Annotated in this window: 20 protein-coding genes, 1 tRNA gene and 1 pseudogene; 5 read left to right on the top strand and 17 right to left on the bottom strand. The window is 69.0% G+C overall.

Annotated elements, in window-relative coordinates; genetic code table 11:
* Nucleotides 1–210 precede the first annotated feature (210 nt).
* Both ABGB11_RS19370 and ABGB11_RS19365 read left to right on the top strand, forming a co-directional pair.
* Nucleotides 211–2,358 (top strand): (Fe-S)-binding protein, encoded by a 2,148-nt coding sequence (locus ABGB11_RS19370; RefSeq protein ID WP_347634668.1) that lies wholly within the window; start codon nt 211–213, stop codon nt 2,356–2,358.
* 88 nt (nt 2,359–2,446) lie between these two features.
* Nucleotides 2,447–3,184, top strand: coding sequence for a ZIP family metal transporter (locus ABGB11_RS19365; RefSeq protein ID WP_347634666.1), 738 nt, complete (start codon nt 2,447–2,449; stop codon nt 3,182–3,184).
* A gap of 52 nt (nt 3,185–3,236) precedes the next feature.
* On the opposite strand, the gene ABGB11_RS19360 is transcribed toward ABGB11_RS19365, so the two are convergent.
* The 4 genes and pseudogenes from ABGB11_RS19360 to dcd form a co-directional block, all read right to left on the bottom strand.
* Nucleotides 3,237–4,124 carry a glycine betaine ABC transporter substrate-binding protein gene (locus tag ABGB11_RS19360; RefSeq protein ID WP_347634664.1) on the bottom strand — a complete coding sequence of 296 codons (888 nt, stop codon included), beginning with the start codon at nt 4,122–4,124 and terminating at the stop codon, nt 3,237–3,239.
* 71 nt (nt 4,125–4,195) lie between these two features.
* A pseudogene (locus tag ABGB11_RS19355) lies at nt 4,196–4,936 on the bottom strand (ABC transporter permease subunit); the annotation flags it as partial.
* 154 nt (nt 4,937–5,090) lie between these two features.
* Nucleotides 5,091–6,344 (bottom strand): glycine betaine/L-proline ABC transporter ATP-binding protein, encoded by a 1,254-nt coding sequence (locus ABGB11_RS19350; protein ID WP_347634662.1) that lies wholly within the window; start codon nt 6,342–6,344, stop codon nt 5,091–5,093.
* A gap of 183 nt (nt 6,345–6,527) precedes the next feature.
* On the bottom strand, nt 6,528–7,103 hold the full coding sequence (dcd, locus tag ABGB11_RS19345) for a dCTP deaminase (RefSeq protein WP_347634660.1): 576 nt from the start codon (nt 7,101–7,103) through the stop codon (nt 6,528–6,530).
* Nucleotides 7,104–7,182: 79 nt separating this feature from the next.
* Here dcd and ABGB11_RS19340 point away from each other — a divergent pair.
* Nucleotides 7,183–7,256, top strand: a tRNA-Gly gene (locus ABGB11_RS19340).
* 88 nt (nt 7,257–7,344) lie between these two features.
* Here the strand turns inward: ABGB11_RS19340 and ABGB11_RS19335 are convergent.
* From ABGB11_RS19335 to ABGB11_RS19295, 9 genes are all read right to left on the bottom strand, one after another.
* Entirely contained in the window at nt 7,345–8,694 is a 1,350-nt protein-coding gene (locus ABGB11_RS19335) for a tyrosine-type recombinase/integrase (protein WP_347634658.1), read from the bottom strand.
* Nucleotides 8,694–8,936, bottom strand: a complete 243-nt coding sequence (locus ABGB11_RS19330; protein ID WP_347634656.1) for a helix-turn-helix domain-containing protein — start codon at nt 8,934–8,936, stop codon at nt 8,694–8,696. The genes ABGB11_RS19335 and ABGB11_RS19330 overlap by 1 nt, the downstream gene beginning before the upstream one ends.
* On the bottom strand, nt 8,933–10,330 hold the full coding sequence (locus tag ABGB11_RS19325; RefSeq protein ID WP_347634654.1) for a replication initiator: 1,398 nt from the start codon (nt 10,328–10,330) through the stop codon (nt 8,933–8,935). Before ABGB11_RS19325 ends, ABGB11_RS19330 begins: the two co-directional genes overlap by 4 nt.
* Before the next feature lie 99 nt (nt 10,331–10,429).
* Nucleotides 10,430–10,720 (bottom strand): hypothetical protein, encoded by a 291-nt coding sequence (locus ABGB11_RS19320; RefSeq protein ID WP_347634652.1) that lies wholly within the window; start codon nt 10,718–10,720, stop codon nt 10,430–10,432.
* The gene (locus tag ABGB11_RS19315; RefSeq protein ID WP_347634650.1) at nt 10,720–11,148 is read right to left on the bottom strand and encodes a hypothetical protein; all 429 of its coding nucleotides are present in this window, start codon (nt 11,146–11,148) and stop codon (nt 10,720–10,722) included. The genes ABGB11_RS19320 and ABGB11_RS19315 overlap by 1 nt, the downstream gene beginning before the upstream one ends.
* Before the next feature lie 18 nt (nt 11,149–11,166).
* Entirely contained in the window at nt 11,167–12,024 is an 858-nt protein-coding gene (locus ABGB11_RS19310) for a DUF2637 domain-containing protein (RefSeq protein WP_347634648.1), read from the bottom strand.
* Complete coding sequence (locus ABGB11_RS19305; protein ID WP_347634646.1) at nt 12,021–12,350, bottom strand: hypothetical protein; 330 nt, start codon at nt 12,348–12,350, stop codon at nt 12,021–12,023. The genes ABGB11_RS19310 and ABGB11_RS19305 overlap by 4 nt, the downstream gene beginning before the upstream one ends.
* Nucleotides 12,351–12,456: 106 nt before the next feature.
* Nucleotides 12,457–13,797: an FtsK/SpoIIIE domain-containing protein gene (locus ABGB11_RS19300; RefSeq protein ID WP_347634644.1), complete on the bottom strand. Its 1,341-nt coding sequence runs from the start codon at nt 13,795–13,797 to the stop codon at nt 12,457–12,459.
* Between the two features lie 14 nt (nt 13,798–13,811).
* Nucleotides 13,812–14,189: a hypothetical protein gene (locus tag ABGB11_RS19295; protein WP_347634642.1), complete on the bottom strand. Its 378-nt coding sequence runs from the start codon at nt 14,187–14,189 to the stop codon at nt 13,812–13,814.
* A gap of 126 nt (nt 14,190–14,315) precedes the next feature.
* Here ABGB11_RS19295 and ABGB11_RS19290 point away from each other — a divergent pair, with 126 nt between their 5' ends.
* Complete coding sequence (locus ABGB11_RS19290) at nt 14,316–14,708, top strand: winged helix-turn-helix domain-containing protein (RefSeq protein ID WP_347634640.1); 393 nt, start codon at nt 14,316–14,318, stop codon at nt 14,706–14,708.
* Between the two features lie 99 nt (nt 14,709–14,807).
* Here ABGB11_RS19290 and ABGB11_RS19285 read toward each other — a convergent pair whose 3' ends face one another.
* The 4 genes from ABGB11_RS19285 to ABGB11_RS19270 all read right to left on the bottom strand — a co-directional run bounded on the left by ABGB11_RS19285 (nt 14,808) and on the right by ABGB11_RS19270 (nt 15,930).
* On the bottom strand, nt 14,808–14,993 hold the full coding sequence (locus ABGB11_RS19285) for a hypothetical protein (protein WP_347634638.1): 186 nt from the start codon (nt 14,991–14,993) through the stop codon (nt 14,808–14,810).
* Nucleotides 14,993–15,331, bottom strand: coding sequence for a hypothetical protein (locus ABGB11_RS19280; RefSeq protein ID WP_347634636.1), 339 nt, complete (start codon nt 15,329–15,331; stop codon nt 14,993–14,995). Before ABGB11_RS19280 ends, ABGB11_RS19285 begins: the two co-directional genes overlap by 1 nt.
* A gap of 89 nt (nt 15,332–15,420) precedes the next feature.
* Entirely contained in the window at nt 15,421–15,663 is a 243-nt protein-coding gene (locus tag ABGB11_RS19275) for a hypothetical protein (protein ID WP_347634634.1), read from the bottom strand.
* A 30-nt stretch (nt 15,664–15,693) separates the two neighbouring features.
* The gene (locus ABGB11_RS19270; protein ID WP_347634632.1) at nt 15,694–15,930 is read right to left on the bottom strand and encodes a hypothetical protein; all 237 of its coding nucleotides are present in this window, start codon (nt 15,928–15,930) and stop codon (nt 15,694–15,696) included.
* A gap of 117 nt (nt 15,931–16,047) precedes the next feature.
* Between ABGB11_RS19270 and ABGB11_RS19265 the strand changes: the two genes are divergently transcribed.
* Nucleotides 16,048–16,827 carry an aminotransferase class IV family protein gene (locus ABGB11_RS19265; RefSeq protein WP_347634630.1) on the top strand — a complete coding sequence of 260 codons (780 nt, stop codon included), beginning with the start codon at nt 16,048–16,050 and terminating at the stop codon, nt 16,825–16,827.
* Nucleotide 16,828 lies beyond the last annotated feature (1 nt).

The raw sequence follows: 16,828 nt of genomic DNA, 5'->3' as shown, positions 1-16,828 counted from the left end.
TCCTCCGTTTCGGCATACCGCTGGACGGGACGAGGCTGCCGCGTCCCATCCGGTGATATGACACGTGAAGGGCCGAAAACTCATCGGTAGTCTGACCAGCGGATGTGACGCCTAAGCTACTACCGAGTAGTATTCGGGCCCCGGATGACGAGCGGTTCGTGGCGAGCCCTACGCTGACAGCCATCGCCCGTACCCCAGGAGGACGGAACAGTGTTCTGGATCACGTTGGTCATTGGGCTCGCCGGAACGGCGGTCGCTTTGGCGCTCGCCGCCCGGCGGGTGCTGTTCCTCTACGCCATCGCCAAGAGCGGTCAGCCCGACCCGGAACGGACGCTGCAGGTCAGGCGTGAGCCCGCCAAGGCCGTCGAGGGACAGGCCGTCGAGGTGCTGGGCCAGCGCAAGCTGCTCAAATGGACGCTCGCCGGCAGTGCCCACTTCGCGGTCATGTGGGCGTTCCTCCTGCTGATCACCGTCTACCTGGAGGCGGCCGTCGCGCTGCTGTTCGGGCTGGACGCCAAGATCCCGTTCCTGCAGACCTGGGCGCCGATCGGCTTCGTCCAGGACACGATCGCGCTCGCCTGCACCACCGGCCTCGCGGTGTTCACCGCCATCCGCATCAAGAACTCGCCGAAGCGGCTCGACCGCAGGTCGCGGTTCAAGGGCTCGCACCTGTCCGGCGCGTGGATCACGCTGTTCATGATCTTCAACGTGATCTGGACGATGTTCTTCTTCCGCGGCGTCGAGTGGGCCAACGGCAACCTCCCCTACGGCAGGGGCGCCTACTTCTCCTACCTCGTCGGGCGGCTCTTCGAGGGCATGAGCCACGACACGCTGGAGGTCCTGGAGTCCATCGGCCTGCTGCTGCACATCGCGGTCGCGCTGATCTTCCTGGTCTTCGTCGTCCACTCCAAGCACCTGCACATCTTCCTGGCCCCGCTGAACGTCATGTTCAAGCGCAGCCCGGACGGCCTCGGCCCGGCGCAGCCGATGATGTCGGACGGCAAGCCGCTCGACTTCGAGGAGGCCGACCCCGACGAGGACGTCTTCGGCCGCGGCAAGATCGAGGACTTCACCTGGAAGGGCTTCCTCGACATGGCGACCTGCACCGAGTGCGGCCGCTGCCAGTCGCAGTGCCCCGCCTGGAACACCGGCAAGCCGCTGTCGCCGAAGATGCTCGTCCTGGAGCTGCGCGACCACGCCCTCGCCAAGGCGCCGTACTTCACCGCCTCGGAGGAGCAGCGGGAGAAGTTCACCGACGAGCAGAAGCTCGCCATGCAGGTCGACAGGGAGCTCGTCGGCGACGACGGCGTCATCCACCCGGACGTCCTGTGGTCCTGCACCAACTGCGGCGCCTGCGTCGAGCAGTGCCCGGTCGACATCGAGCACATCGACCACATCCTGGACATGCGCCGCTTCCAGGTCATGATCGAGTCCTCGTTCCCGTCCGAGGCCGGCGTCATGCTGAAGAACCTGGAGAACAAGGGCAACCCGTGGGGGATGTCCGAGATGAAGCGCCTCGAATGGGTCGAGGAGCTCGACTTCGAGGTCGACGTCGTCGACGACAAGGTCGCCGAGGACACCGAGTACCTGTTCTGGGTCGGCTGCGCCGGCGCCCTGGAGGACCGCGCCAAGAAGACCACCAAGGCCGTCGCCGAGCTGCTGCACATCGCGGGCGTCAAGTTCGCCGTCCTCGGCCCGATGGAGGCCTGCACCGGCGACCCGGCCCGGCGGCTCGGCATGGAGTTCGTCTTCCAGATGCTCGGCCAGCAGAACGTCGAGACCCTCAACGACGCGGGCGTCAAGAAGATCGTCGCGACCTGCCCGCACTGCTTCAACACGCTGGCCAACGAGTACCCGCAGATCGGCGGGGACTACGAGGTCGTCCACCACACCCAGCTGCTCGCGCACCTGGTCGAGGAGGGCAGGCTCACCCCGGTCACGCCGATCGAGGAGAACATCACCTACCACGACCCCTGCTTCCTCGGACGCCACAACAAGGTCTACAAGCAGCCGCGCGACATCATGGCGACCGTCCCCGGCGTCAAGACCCAGGAGATGCACCGGCACAAGGACCGCGGCTTCTGCTGCGGCGCCGGCGGCGCCCGGATGTGGATGGAGGAGCGCATCGGCAAGCGCATCAACACCGAGCGCGTGGACGAGGCCCTGGAGACCGACCCCGACACCGTCTCCACCGCCTGCCCGTTCTGCCTGGTGATGCTGGGCGACGCCATCAACGAGAAGAAGAACGCGGGCGACGCCAAGGAGTCGCTGGAGGTCGTCGACGTCTCCCAGCTCCTGATCCGCTCCGTCAAGGGCGAGGGCACCGCGCCCGAGAAGGAGCCCGTCGCCGCCGAATAGGCGTGCTTTGGACGGCCCCGCACCCGCTCCGGCGGGTCGGGGCCGTTTTCGTGGGTTGCGGTGGCCGATGAACTGGTAAGACCTGGAAATGGCCGTGCTCGCGTCCGTCCTCGCGTTCGTGATGACGCTCGCCGGGGGGCTGGCGGCGATGCGGATCCGCGACCACCGGCACCTCGTCCTCGGGCTGGCGGGCGGCCTCATGCTCGGCGTCGTCGCGTTCGACCTGATCCCCGAGTCGCTGGAGCTGACCCGGCACCGCCCGCTCGGCGTCCCCGCCCCCATGATCGGCTTCGCGGCCGGGTTCGTCCTGCTGCACGTGGTCGAGCAGGCCGTCGCCATCCACCGCGCCCACGAGGCCGAGTACGCCCCGCACGTCCACGCCCACGGCGCCGGCTCCGGCGGGCTCCTCGCCGCGTCCGCCCTCGTCGCCCACAGCCTGGTGGACGGCCTCAGCATCGGCCTCGGCTTCCAGTCCGGGACCGACGTCGGCGTCTTCGTCGCGCTCGCCGTCGTCACCCACGACTTCGCGGACGGCTTCAACACCTTCACCGCCGCCTCGCTGCACCGCACCGACCGGCGGCCCGCGGTCCTGCTGCTCCTCGCCGACGCCGCCGCCCCCGTGGCCGGGGCCGCGCTCGGCACGCTCGCGTCCGTCCCGGACGCGGTCCTTGGCCCCTACCTGGGGCTTTTCGCGGGCGTCCTGCTGTACCTGGCGGCCGCCGAGATCCTGCCCGAGGCGCACAGCGTCCACCCGCGGATCATGACGCTCGGCGCCACCGGGCTCGGGCTGCTCGCCGTCCTGTGCACGGTGGGCCTCGCCGGATGAATGCGGAAGGCCGCCCGGCGCAGCCGGACGGCCCTCTTCCGCTCGCGGACGGTCAGCCCGTCAGCGACGTGGCGTAGCTCTGGTTCGTCTTGAGCCACTCGTCGACGGCCTGGTCGGGCTTGCCCTTGTACTTGTTCTCCATCAGGTCCTCAAGCGAGCCCAGCTGCTTGTCGTCCATCCGGAACTTCTTCAGCCAGCCGGCGACCTCCGGCTGGTCCTTGCCGAAGTCCTCGCGGGCGACCGTGTAGATGCCGTCCGGCTTGCCCATCGCGCCCTTCGGGTCCTTCAGGTCGCGGATCGGGAACTTCGTGTACGCCCAGTGCGGGCGCCACAGCGTGACGACGATGTCCTTCTTGCCGTCGATCGCCTTCTTCAGCTCGGTCAGCATCGCCGCCGTCGAGGACGTCGTCACCTTGTACTCGTCCTTCAAGCCGTACGCGGGAAGCATCTCCTCCTGCGACACCCGGTACAGGCCCGAGCTCTTCTCGATGCCGACGATCTTGCCGTCGTACTGGCCGCCCTTGCCCTTGAGGTCCTCCAGGGACTGCAGCGGCGAGTAGTTCGGCACCGCGATCGTCAGCGGGGCCGAGTCGTACCAGGCGCCGATCTTCTCCAGCTTCTTGCCGTACTGGTTCCAGTAGTCCTCGTGGGTACCGGGGAGCCAGGCGTCCACGAAGAGGTCGACGTCGCCCTTCGACATGCCCGCGTACAGCGGCCCGGTGTCGAGGGTCTTGACCTCGACCTTGTAGCCCTTGTCGGTCAGGAGCCGCTTCCACAGCGCCGTCGCGGCCTCACCCTCGGCCCAGCCGGAGACCATGCCGATGGTGATGTTCTTGTCGTTCTCACCCCCACCGGAGTCGGAGTCGCCGCACGCGGCGGCGCTCAGGCCCAGCGTGAGCGTCAGCGCCGCGACCGTGAGGCCCTTGAACTTGAAGCGCATGCCCATCCTTTCGTCGGCTTGCATGGTGTGGGGGGAACGGGTAGAAGGCGTCGAACCGGCCGGGGCCGCGGCTAGTCGGCGCCTGCGGTGACCGCGACGGCCGGGGTACCGCGGGAGAACAGCGCGCGCAGCAGTCCGGCGCCGCCGCCGAGCGAACCGGTCAGCCGGTCCAGGTAGATGGCCAGGACGACGACGGCGATGCCGCCCTCGAAGCCCTTGGCGACGTCGACCCGGTTGATGCCCTCCAGCACCTCGCCGCCGAGGCCGCCCGCACCGACCATGCCCGCGATGACCACCATGGACAGCGACAGCATGATCAGCTGGTTGACGCCCGCCATGATCGACGGCATCGCGAGCGGGATCTGGATCCGGGTCAGGATCCGGTTCGGCGGCGTCCCGAACGCCTCGCCCGCCTCGACCATCTCCGGGTCGACGCCGCGGATGCCGAGCTCGGTCAGCCGCACCCCCGGCGGCATCGCGAAGATCACCGTCGCGACCACGCCGGGCACCGCGCCGATGCTGAAGAAGAAGATCGCCGGGATCAGGTACACGAACGCCGGCATCGTCTGCATGAAGTCGAGGACCGGCCGCACGATCCGGCTCACCACGTCGCTGCGCGCCGCCGCGATCCCGATCGGTATCGACAGGACGGTCGCCACCACCGCCGACACCAGCACCAGCGCCAGCGAGTCCATCGCCGGCTCCCACAGCTCCATGCTGTCGATCAGCGCGAACCCGAGGATCGTGAAGACGCCCAGCTTCCAGCCGCTCACCACGAGCGCGAGCACCGCCAGCACCAGCGTCAGCGCCAGCGGCGGCAACACGGTCAGGACGTCCGTCAGCACCTCGACCGACGAGTCGATCGCGGAGCCGATCCCATCGAACAACCACCCCAGGTTGTCCGTACACCAGTTCACCAGGCTGTCGAACCACTCGCCCACCGGAACCCTGGGCAGCTCGACCGCACTACTCACCGTCAACGCCACTGCCCTCCTTCGTCAGCGCGAGTTCCGTCTCGGCCACGACCTCGTCCACATGGGAGTTGATCGCACCCAGTGCCGCCAGCAGCGTCACCCGCGGGATCACGCCGAGCAGCGTCCCGTCCTCGTCCGCCACGGGGACCGGCAGGTCGCTCTCGGCGCACCGCACGAACAGGTCCGCGACCGGCGTGTCCGGCGCCACCGGCGCCGGGTCCTCCGGGTCGACCAGCCCGTCCAGCGTCTGCACGTTCTTCTGCACCGCGTCGGCGATCACCGTCGCCCGCACCCGGCCGACCAGCTTCCGGTCGCGCCCGACCACGAACGCCGCCGACGTCTGGTGCTCGCGCATCGTCCGCAGCGCCGTCCGCGGCCCCGTCGACGCCAGCACCGTGACCAGCGGCTTCTCCATCACCGAGGACGCCGTCAGCACCCTGGTACGGTCCACGTCCGCGACGAACTGGGCGACGTAGTCGTTCGCGGGGTCGGTCAGGATCTCCTCGGCCGTGCCGATCTGCACGATCCGGCCCTCCCGCATCACCGCGATCCGGTCGCCGATGCGCATGGCCTCGTTCAGGTCGTGCGTGATGAACACGATCGTCTTGCCGAACCGCCCCTGCAGGTCGAGCAGCAGGTCCTGGACCTCCCGCCGGATCAGCGGGTCGAGCGCGCTGAACGCCTCGTCCATCAGGATGATGTCGGTGCCGGCCGTCAGCGCCCGCGCCAGCCCCACCCGCTGCTGCATCCCGCCGGACAGCTCCCGGGGAATTTTGCTCTCCCAGCCTTCCAGGCCGACCAGGGCCAGGAACTCTCGGGCCTTCTTCTCCCGTTCCTCCTTCGGGACGCCCCGGACCTCCAGTCCGTACGCGGCGTTCGCCAGGACCGTCCGATGGGGGAACAGCGCGAAGTGCTGGAAGACCATGCTGATCTTGTTCTGCCGGAGCGCACGCAGCGCCTTCGGCGACATCTTCGCGATGTCCTGGCCGTCGATCTCGACACTTCCGGACGTGACCCCGAGAAGCCCGTTCAGCATCCGGATGAGGGTCGACTTCCCCGACCCCGACAGGCCCATGACCACGAAGATCTCGCCCTGGCGGACCTCGAACGAGGCGTCCACCACCGCGGGGGTGACCCCCAGGTCGCGGACCGCCTCCAGGTCGGCGCCCGCCTTGAGCTTCCGCTGTGCCTCGGCCGTCTTACGTCCGAAGAGCTTGGTGACGCTTTCCGCGCGGAGTACTGACACGATCTCCTTTCGGGTTCCCACGGCATAGCGCGGAAACGGGTCGCCCTGTCCGTCCGAGCGTCCGGAGTCTCATGTAAAGAGACTGTCAACCAGACGCCAACGTTGTGCGTCGCCCGAAACTACCCGTCCAGAGAACATGTTTCATCTTTTGGTGATCTCCGTCACGTTCAGGTCACGAACCGACTACACCTTCGTCCGATGAAAGTTCAGGTAGGACCGCGACGGCGTCGGTCCCCGCTGGTCCTGGTACCGCGACCCGTACTTCTCCGACCCGTAGGGGTACTCCGCCGGCGAGCTCGTCCGGAACAGGCACATCTGCCCGATCTTCATCCCCGGCCACAACTTGATCGGCAGCGTCGCCACGTTCGACAGCTCCAGCGTGACGTGCCCGCTGAACCCCGGATCGATCCACCCGGCCGTCGAGTGCGTGAGCAGCCCCAGCCTCCCCAGGCTGGACTTCCCCTCCAGCCTGGCCGCCAGATCGTCCGGCAGTGCGAACACCTCGTACGTCGACGCCAGCACGAACTCCCCGGGATGCAGGACGAACGCCTCCTCGGGATCGACCTCCACCAGCCGCGTCAGATCCGGCTGCTCCACCGCCGGATCGATATGCGGATACCTGTGGTTCTCGAACACCCGGAAGTACCGGTCCAGCCTCACGTCCACACTGGATGGCTGGACCATCCCCGGCTCAAACGGGTCGATCTTCACCCGTCCGGACCCGAGTTCGGCCCTGATGTCGCGATCGGAGAGCAGCACCCCGAAACGCTATCCCACACCCCACCCCACCCGGCGATCCGGTACAGTAACCACAGCATGGAGCCCCGCGGGGCCCCACGCGGGTGTAGTTCAATGGTAGAACTTCAGCTTCCCAAGCTGACAGCGCGGGTTCGATTCCCGTCACCCGCTCCACCGCGAAGGCCCAGGCCAGGGACATGATCCCCGACACTGGGCCTTGATCGTTTTTGATTGACATCACTGTCGTGCAATTAGCGTGCAACTAGGCCACGGGCACCAGCGACCCCGCCGCCCCGTCATCGTCGTCCCCGTCCCGCTTCTGGTCGGCCTGGACGAGCGCGTTGAGCCCGTCCGCGATCGCACGGTCAGCGGTGCTCGACCGGTGCTGATACCGCAGCGCCGCCCGCTCGTTGTCGTGCCCCATGCGCGCCATCAGGTTGCGCAGGGAGACGCCCATGTCGGCGGCGAGCGTGTTCCCCGTGTGCCGAAGGTCATGGAAGTGCAGGTTCGGGACGCCGAGCGCCTCCACGACCGGCGTCCACCGGGTCAGCTTGTTGAACCCGCTACGCCGCAGCGGCCCGCCCTTGACGCCCGTGAAGACGAGGGCATTGTCACCCTTCGTCGTGTACTTGGTCAGGTGCGCGACCAGGTGAGGGACGATCGCGTCCGGAATCGCGACCGTGCGCAGGCCAGCCCGTGACTTGGTCGGCCCCAGGATCATCTGACCGTTCGCCCGCTCGACGTAGGCACCGCGGACCCGGACCGTACGGTTCACGACGTCGATGTCACACCGCCGGAGTGCCGTCACCTCGCCCCAGCGCAGGCTTGCGAACGCGGCGAGGAGGATGAGCGCCCGCAGGCGATCGTCTCTGGTCACGTCCGCCCGCCCGTCCTCGGCCAGCTTCCACAGCGCCCGATCGGCGTCCGGCCGGGTCGCGAAGGTCTGGGGGAGCCGCCGCATGTCGCCGTCTTTGGCCCGGTACCGGACGCGGTACTCGCCGGAGTCGAGTTTGCGGATGTTGCCGACCGGCCGCACGCCGACCCGTTCGGCCAGTTCGAAGACCTGCGCCACGGTGAGGACGGGACGCTCGGCCGCCTCTTCAGTGCCGGCACCGCGCACGCGGCACGGGTTCCGAAGGAGGATCTTGTCCTCTTCGACGGCCGTCATGAGGACGGCCCGCAGCAGCCGGTACGCCTTGGCGGTCATGGTCCCCGACACCCCGGAGGCGAGGAGCGTCGACCGCCACTCGCGGATCATGGCCGTACTCAGCTTGCCGAGGGGCACGGCGCCCAGGTGCGGGACGATGTACTTCCCGAGAAGCCACGTGTACAGCTCGACCGTCCGAGGCCGCAGGCCCGCACGCTGCTCGACCCACTTCGCGGCGTAGTCGCCGACCGTGACCTTGGCCCGCTCAGGGTCGGTCCACTCGCCGCTGAGGATCTGGGCCTCAGCGAGCGTCAGCCACTTCTCGGCGTCGCTCTTGCGCGCGAAGGTCTTGGGAGCCGTCCGGCGCTGCCCGTTCGGCGCGAGGTAGCTTGCTTGGAACCGCCCGGAGGGCAGTTGCCGGATGTTGCCGAAGCGCCGGTGTCCCGCCTTGTTGCCCTTGGCCATTACGCAGCCCTCCAGACGTCGGACGCGGTCATGGGCTCGACGAGACCGGCCGCGATGAACTCGTGAAGTGCGGATTCGGGGATGCGGACGAAGCGTCCGAGCTTGACGAAGCGGATGCGCCGTTCGGCGACGAGCCGACGAGGGAACCGGGGGGAGGTGTTCAGCCGCTCGGCCGCTTCGGTGATCGTCAACAGCCGTTCGTTCGGGTCGATCGAGGCTGTCTGGGGCCTTGCCTTGGTCAAGCTGCGCTCCTAGCGGTCGCTTGTGACGGAGGTGGGAGAGGTCTTCCGGTGAGCGCGGCAGTGACGAGCGCCTCGCCGCGTGTGAGGCCCTGGCCGTGGAATCGCCATTCGCCGATGGCCAGGACGAGGTCAGGGTTTTGGTCGTCGGTCGGCAGCCAGCCGGGGGACTGCTCGCGGACGTAGGCGATGCGAGCGGCCCGCAGCGCGCCGAGGGTGGTGGAGTAGCGGCGGGACTTGGTGGAGAAGTGGCCCCGGAACCCGAGCATGTGAGCCCACTGGACGAGCCGGAGATCGGCGAACTCGTCCAGGGCACCCAAGGTCAGGCATGCGCTCATGAGCCGCCGGGCATGTGCGGTGATCGGCAACGCGTCCAGGTCGTCAGAAGGTTGAAGCCGCCGGTCGAGGGTGCCGACGCATTCGGCGGCCTTGGTGGCGTACTTGGCGATGTAGCCCGCTACGGCCTGCTGCGTGAGCGCGCCCGAGGAGGCGATGGCCCGGATGTCGACTTGCGGACCCCAGGACAGGGGCCGGGCCGGGTGACCGGGGGCGGCCGGAGTGGTGACCGACACGGCGCCGGCGGCGTGCCGGACGGCGTCCTCCAGGAGCCGGACGTTGACCCAGCCGGGCGGGGGCGTGGACGGCCCGTCCGGACCGTCGAAGCGGATGACCGCATGGAAGTGGACGACGCCGCGCCGCTGGTATTCGGCGACCTTGGCGAAGGAGACCGCGAGCGTCTCGCGGAACTCTTTCTGTGTCAGCCCGGCCGACTTGGCGAGGTACCGGCGCAGGGCGAGTGTGAAGCGCCGCCACAGTTCCGGCGCCAGGGCGTTGAACAGGACCGACCCGGCGTAGTCATAGCAGTCGACGCAGAGCGGTTCGCCGAGGCGAGGGTCATCGTCGGAGTGCCGGACGCCGCAGGAGGCCACCACGCCATGCGGGCACGGGGTGGCGTTGCGTCGAGGGTGGCAGCGTTCGACCCGTCCGCCGTTGCGCACCCGCCGAGCGTGGACGGGACCGAACGAGGGCGCGGTCAGCGTGACGAAGGCCGCCGGGTGGCCGGAGACGCTTTCCGGGATGCCCTTCCCACCGGCCAGGCCCGCCCGGATGAGTTGATAGGTGTCGGCCCGGTAGATCTCGGCGCAGGCCGGGCAGCGGGAGGCGCGCCGGGTCTTGCAAGCCACGGGGAGCGCGCCGTCCGGTTCGGAGTCGGTGGAGTAGTTGTGCAGCAGTTCGCCGGTACCGGTGTGGACGTGCTTGACGGTTCCGGTCAGGAAGACCGGTTGAGCGCAACCGCCGGTTGCGCGGGCACGAGCGGCCCAGCGCTCGAAATCGGGCCGGTCAATGATCTTCGCCATCAGCCGGGCGTCCTGCGGCGTGACGACAGGGTGAGGCACGATGAACGGGTCTCCTTACCGATTCATGCGGGACAGGGGATGGCCCCCGACGTGACGGCGTGACTTGGCGGTTGAGCGGTCACGCCGGGGGCGTTCAGGTCACTGGCAGTTGCCGAGGCCGGAGCAGTGCGGGCAGGTGTCGCCGTAGGAGTCCAGGCCGGTCCCGCCGCAGTTGCAGCACTGCCACCACTCGCCGACCGGCGCGAGCGGCCGCGGGAAGGCGACGGCCGATCCGGTCGCGGAGTCCTGCGCGGTCACCTCGGTGGAGCCGCAGGCCGAGCACGAGGGACCACCACGAAGGCCGAGCAGGGTCACCCAGCCGAGCCCGCCGGCGGTGACGTTGCAGTCCCGGCAGCGGAGCCGCCACGTCGACAGGTTCTCGACCGTCATCAGGCCGCCCGCCCGGTGTCCTGGTCGCCGTTCTGGTCGTCCTGGTGGGTGTCGTCGAGGGTGATGTTGTCGCGGTAGCTGGTCTCGGCGCGGTACTGGAGGCGGCGGCGTTCGGGAATGTGGACCATGCGGTAGGTGACGCGGCCGAAGGTGCGGGTGGCGATGTAGTGGCCGCCCCGGTGGGTGTCGTCGGTGACCTCGACGCCCAGGAGGGCCGCCGTCCGGTCGACCAGCGCGGCGGCCGAGGCGTCGTCCATGTTGCGGACGCTGAAGGTGAGGTCGTAGCCGTACTCCTCGACGGGCACGGCGGGGTTGGCCTCCAGGAAGTCGGCCAGGGCGCGCAGGCCGGTGATGGTCTGGTGCCGGGCGAACAGGTCACCGGGCACGACCGGGGCCGTCTGGCCGGTGGGGTTGGTGTGGGTGGTCATGGCGGTTTCCTCCAGTGGTCAGGCGAGGGATGCGGTTTCGGTGCGGAGTTGGCGAAGCAGGTCGGAGGCGAGCTGGTTGGAGACCCCGAGACGTGCGCGGAGCGCGTCACGGGTGATGGGCCGCCCGTGCTCGGTTTGGTGTTCGGTGGCGACACGGCGCGCGAAGTCGACCAGCGGACCGGCCGGAGCCGACGAGCCCGACGCGGCCGAGGACGACGCGGCCGAGGACGACGAGGCGGACGGCGTCGAGGCGGAGTGTTCGGCGGGCACCGGGATGGAGGTCTGGCCGTCCTGCTCGTCCTGGCCCCGCTTGTTGCCGTGCTGGACGGCCGGGACGGCAGCGGCGACCGTGGGCCGCTCGTCCTCCCACACCACCCACGGCGACGAGACCGAGGACGAGACGGACGAGCCAGCCGAGGACGGGGACCGCGTCGAGGACGGGGACGGGTGGCCGAAGGAGTCCGGGACCGGCGAGGGGCGAGCCGCCGCACGGGCGCCGGCCTTGCGGCGTTCGAGCATGGAGACGGCGACCAGGAACGCGCCCGCCGGGGTGCCCGCGGTGATCCAGCCCCAGACCGAGGGGTCGGCCTGTGCGAGGTTGGCGGCCAGTGACAGCAGGATCCCGCCGACCAGGACGAGGGTCGGCCAGGACAGCCGCCCGGTGTCACGTCCGGTGTTCTTGTCGCGCTGCCGTTCTCCGGCGGCCATGACGCATGTCAGGTCGATGCAGACGGCGATGGCCCAGGCCATCCAGCCGCGTTGGCCGTGTTCGGTGGCGGTGTCGCGGATGTGGGTGAACGAGCCCGCCGCCGCGATCCCGGCCAGGACCACCACCGGCCCCGAGTCGGCGACCGCGCCGAGGATGCGGCGGGTCATGCCGCCCGCCGCACGTCGACCAGGGCCAGCAGCGCGGCCAGTTCGGCGTCACAGCGGTGCGTGTCCGCCCAGTCGTCGACCTCGCCGCAGGACGAGGAGGCGAACGACTCGGCGCAGCGCTGGCAGCGGGCGACGTGCAGGGAGCGGAACTCGTCCCACTCGACCCCGACCGGCCACACGTCCCAGGACGACACCACCGACGACGACCCGGACGGCGAGGACGAGCCGGAGGGCGACGGGCCGGACGGGGACGAGGGGGACGGGACGACGACGAACCGGGGACGAGGACGAGGACGGGGACGATTGACACGGACGCGGGCGACCATCGGGCAGCCTCCAGGGGGACGGTTTTGGGCATGGGTCGGGTAGGGACGTGGCGCGAACGGGCTCGCGCCGAGCCGGGAGAGAGGAAGGGAGAGGGAGCCGGGCCGGTTATGCGGCCGGGTCGATGGCCGGGACGGAGCCGATCAGCGCGTCCCAGTCCGGGGTCAGGTGCGCGTATTCACGCGCGGCCTGTTCGGCCTCGCACTCGGGGACGTAGACCGACCGGGCGCGGTGCCACGAGCCGTCTTGGCCAGCGACCACGCACACGCCCGGTGTCTCGGCGGGGATGGCGCGGGCGGCGTCGAGGGCGGCGGGGTCGAGGTCCCCGAGGGTCATGTTGGCGGTTTCGGGGTCGTTGACCCGGTGGCACACCCGCCCGGACAGTTGGGCGCGCAGGGCGGTGACGCCGGGTCCGAGGTCGGAGCCGATGCGCTGCCCGCACACGATCAGGTGGACTGCGAACGCCCGCCCGAGCTGGGCGAGGCGCAGCAGCGCGGTAGCCGTCCGCGACACCTCCTCCTTCTCGGACTTGTCGGCCATCAGGAACAGCTCGGCGACCTCGTCCACCAGGACGACGACGGGGACCGGCCGCAGGTGCTCGGGGAGCGTCCAGACGTTGCGCGCACCGTGCGCGCGGCACAACGCCATCCGGTTCTCGACCTCGCCGACCAGATCCGACAGCAGGTCAACCGACTCTTTCCGAGTGGTGGCCAGCGCCGACAGACGCGGCGCGTAGGGGGTGAACTCGACCCCGCCTTTGAGGTCGAAGCCGACCAGCGCGACCGGCTGAGGAGCCAGGCCCTTAATCAGGGCATTGGCCAGGTTGGACTTACCCGATTGGGTTGCCCCGGCGTTGAGCCAGTGCGGCACGGTGCGGAAGTCGATCAGCCAGTCACGTCCGTTCTCCAGCTTGCCGGGACGGACGGTCAGCAGTTCGCCGGTTTCGGGTTCGGTGACCACGTCGACCAGCGGGTCACGCATCGTGGCCCACAGGGTGACGTAGCCGGGCCGGACGTCGACCACGCGCACCGAGTGGACGCGCCAGGCGTGCGCGATCCCCTCAGCAGCCTTTTCATAGTCGGCAGGGACTTGCCCGTCGTGGAGCCGCAGCCGCATGCGCCACCCGAGCCGGGTACGGCGAGGCACGCCGAGGCGGGGAGCCCGCTCGACGTCGACCCGCCGCACCCGCCGCTTCTGCTCGACCACCGTCGCCGCGTGACGGCTTGCCGGCCCCACCACCGGGATGGCGTCCAGGGTGAGCCGGAACCGCCGCCGGTTGCGGGTGAGCTTGCAGCCCGAGGCGACGTGATGCCACGTCAGATACACCAGCAGCAGCCGGAGCGGGAAGGCGACGCCGTACCAGAACGAGGCCGGGTGATACCGGCGCCAGGCCCAGAGCCCGACCGCCGCAGCGGCCAGGACTCCGAGCACCAGGGCGAAGTCAGTCATGACCGGGCCGCCGTTCAGGCCACGCCCGCCGAAGCGGACGCGTCCGACGAGGAGGCCAAGGGCGGGGCGACCGAGGAGACAGGCGCGATGCGGTCGGCGCGGTAGGCCACACCCCAGCGCTTCTCACCGCCGAGCACCGCCTCCCACGGGAACGCCACCAGGCCGACCGGCGTCACCACCTCCCCGATCGTCACCGACTGGTCCCCGACCACCGCGACGTTGAGCAGGTCCACCCGCCCCGACACGTCGGCGGCCGACAGACCGACCGTGAACACCGTGTGCCCGTTGCGGTCCGTCTTCACCTCCCCCGTCTCCTGGTTGACCAGCTTGGGACGCGGCGGCGACACGCACACGAACGTCAGCGCCGACACGTCCACCGGAATGTTTCGCACGTCAGCCTCCAGGCCATCGCTTGCTACCTACATTCCTAGGTTACATAGGAAAGTGAGTAGGTCAAGCAGGTGACCGAAACTTTTCTAGGAACCCACGAACCTGAGTGGGCCGGTTATGCTGCTGACATGGGAAAACCTGGTGCAGCGGACCGCCGGAAGGTCTACGTCCGCATCGCTGACGAGCTGCGTAGAGACATCGCAGGAGGGCGGTACCCGGTGGGGGAGGCGCTACCGTCCATAGCCAAGTTGGGTGAACGGTTCGGCGCGGCCGGCGCCACCGTGGAACGCGCGCTAGCGGTCCTGCGCGAAGAGAACATCATCATGAGCAGGCAGGGCACGCCGAGCATTGTTACGAGACGGCCGGAGGAGGAGGCGGCGGGCGAACCCTCTGCGGAGACGGCCGAAGGCCCAAGCGAAGAGTTCACTCTCCTTCTTGGACAGCTCAAGGAGATCCGGGAGCAGGTACGTCGCCTCAGCGTGAAGGTTGATGACCTGGACGAGCGAACGAGGGATCTCTAAGCCGAGCATCGCCAACCGCCCCGCCCGCCCACAAAAAGCGACGACCGCACGGCACAGGAACCCACGGTGCCCCACCGTTACCCCCGCGCCGCACGGCCGTCACGGCCACGGCCAGCCGTCAGGATGCGTGATGGCCATGGCCAGCTCTCGAACCGACACCGCCTCAACCAGCCGCCACCCACGGTCGCAGCGCACTAGCGCCCACAGCGACCGCGTGTAGTGCCCCCGCCAGCACGTGACCCCGAAGTGGTCCGAGATCTCGGCGAGGGCTGCCCCGGCGTCCATCAGACCCCGTCCGTCCTCCAGGACGAGCCTGCCGCCGCGATCCACCGATCTAGCGACGTCATCACCCGCAGGACGGCCAGCTCCACATCCGAGCACGGCGCCAGCAGTTCCCCCGTACTGGACCGGTACCACCACCCCCCATCCCCGCCGACGACGGTGACGCTCTCACCCAGGCCCGCAACATCGGGGAAGTGCACCCGCAGCACGGGCAAGGTCTCGGCGTAACGGTGCTCCACCCTCCACCCGCGCCGCCGCAGCGCCCGGCCGAGCCGGTTGAGCAGCAGTCGCGCAGTGAACGGCCGAGGCAGCGCGGCCAGTGCATCCGGGGGGATAGGCACCCGCCGCGCCGCCTCAGCCTCCCCCGAGGCCGCCCCACCCAGCGCAGGGACGGCCTCCTCCGGTGATGGCGGGGGAGTCCATGCCACCATCACCAGGCCCTTTTCAACACCGGACGCCCCGCACGCTGCCGCTCCTGCATCAGCGCCTCACGCAGCGCCGCCGAGTCCGACCGGATCACCGTCGCATCGACGCCCGAGGCCGAGTCGTGAAGCGTCGCGACCCAGTCGCCGAGACGCCCGTCCCAACGCCGAGCCCGCCAGATCCGGTGACCGGTGAACTCCTCCTGAAGCCGACGAAGCACCGGGTCATCGTTGTGCGCACGCGTTTCCATCGCAGGGTTCCTCAGTTGAAGTCGTTGGTCTCAGGCCGCCCCGGTCTCGTGAACCGGCGACGCCGTACCGGCCCGGTGAAGCCGAGCCGCGATCTGCCGTGTCCGGACGTGGAGTTCATCGAGTTCCGCAGTGACCTCGGCGAGCACCGCGAGAAGGACCTGACGCTCTTCTTCGGTCAGCCCGCCGGCCCGCCCCGAGTCATTGCCGCGCAGACGCGGCATGGCGAGCCGCACCACCTTGTCTTCCGAACGCACACGACCGCTCATGCCAACCACGGTGTCGTGTCGGCCGCGCCTTTCCCATGTCCTGACACCGACGCAGCACTGAACTTGTCCTGCACCCGGCCATGTGAGCAGCCCATATCTACTGACAGACTGAGCCCCATGGCTGAACTCAACGGCGTACCTGTCACCCCGGATGAGCTCAAAGCGCTAGCTCTGGTGAACTACGGTCATTTCACCTCGATGCGCATGGAAGACCAGCACATCAGAGGCTTTTCGCACCACCTAGAGCGACTCGTCCGAGACTGCCGCGTTCTCTTCGGCCAGGAGCTCGACCGCCTACAGGTCCGGGAGTACGTCAGACAGGCCACCGCCGGACGAGACGGCGCGTTCGTCGTCCGCGTGACGATCTACGACCCCGACCTAGAGCTAGGCCACCCCGGAGCCCAAGCCGAGCCGAAGATACTCGTCACGACCCGGCCGTCCGGGACATGGCCGATGGCCCCCATGCGGGTGCAATCCGTCCCGTACGTGCGCGAACTACCCGAACAGAAGCACGTCGGCCTGTTCGGCGCCCTATGGCACCGCCGCAACGCCCAACTCGACGGATTCGACGATTGCGTTTTCACCGACCCGGAGCTGTACGTCTCTGAGGGCGCAACGTGGAACATCGGCTTCTACGACGGACAGCAAGTCATCTGGCCCAACGCCGAAGTTCTTCCCGGCGTGACCATGCGCCTACTCCACCAGGTGCACGACGCGACATCCCTTGGCCCCGTCAACCTCTCCGACCTACCGCGCATGGAAGCCGCGTTCGCCACCAACACCGCCATTGGCGTACGAGCGATCACGGCTATCAACGACGTGGAGTTCCCAGACGCGCACCCGATCTTGGCGACTCTCCGCAAGGAATACGAAGAGATCCCCGCCGAAGCCGTCTGAG

The sequence above is a fragment of the Actinomadura sp. B10D3 genome, assembly GCF_039871695.1.
Taxonomy (GTDB): Bacteria; Actinomycetota; Actinomycetes; order Streptosporangiales; family Streptosporangiaceae; genus Spirillospora; species Spirillospora madurae.
This window is presented reverse-complemented; position numbering and strand designations above follow the sequence as displayed.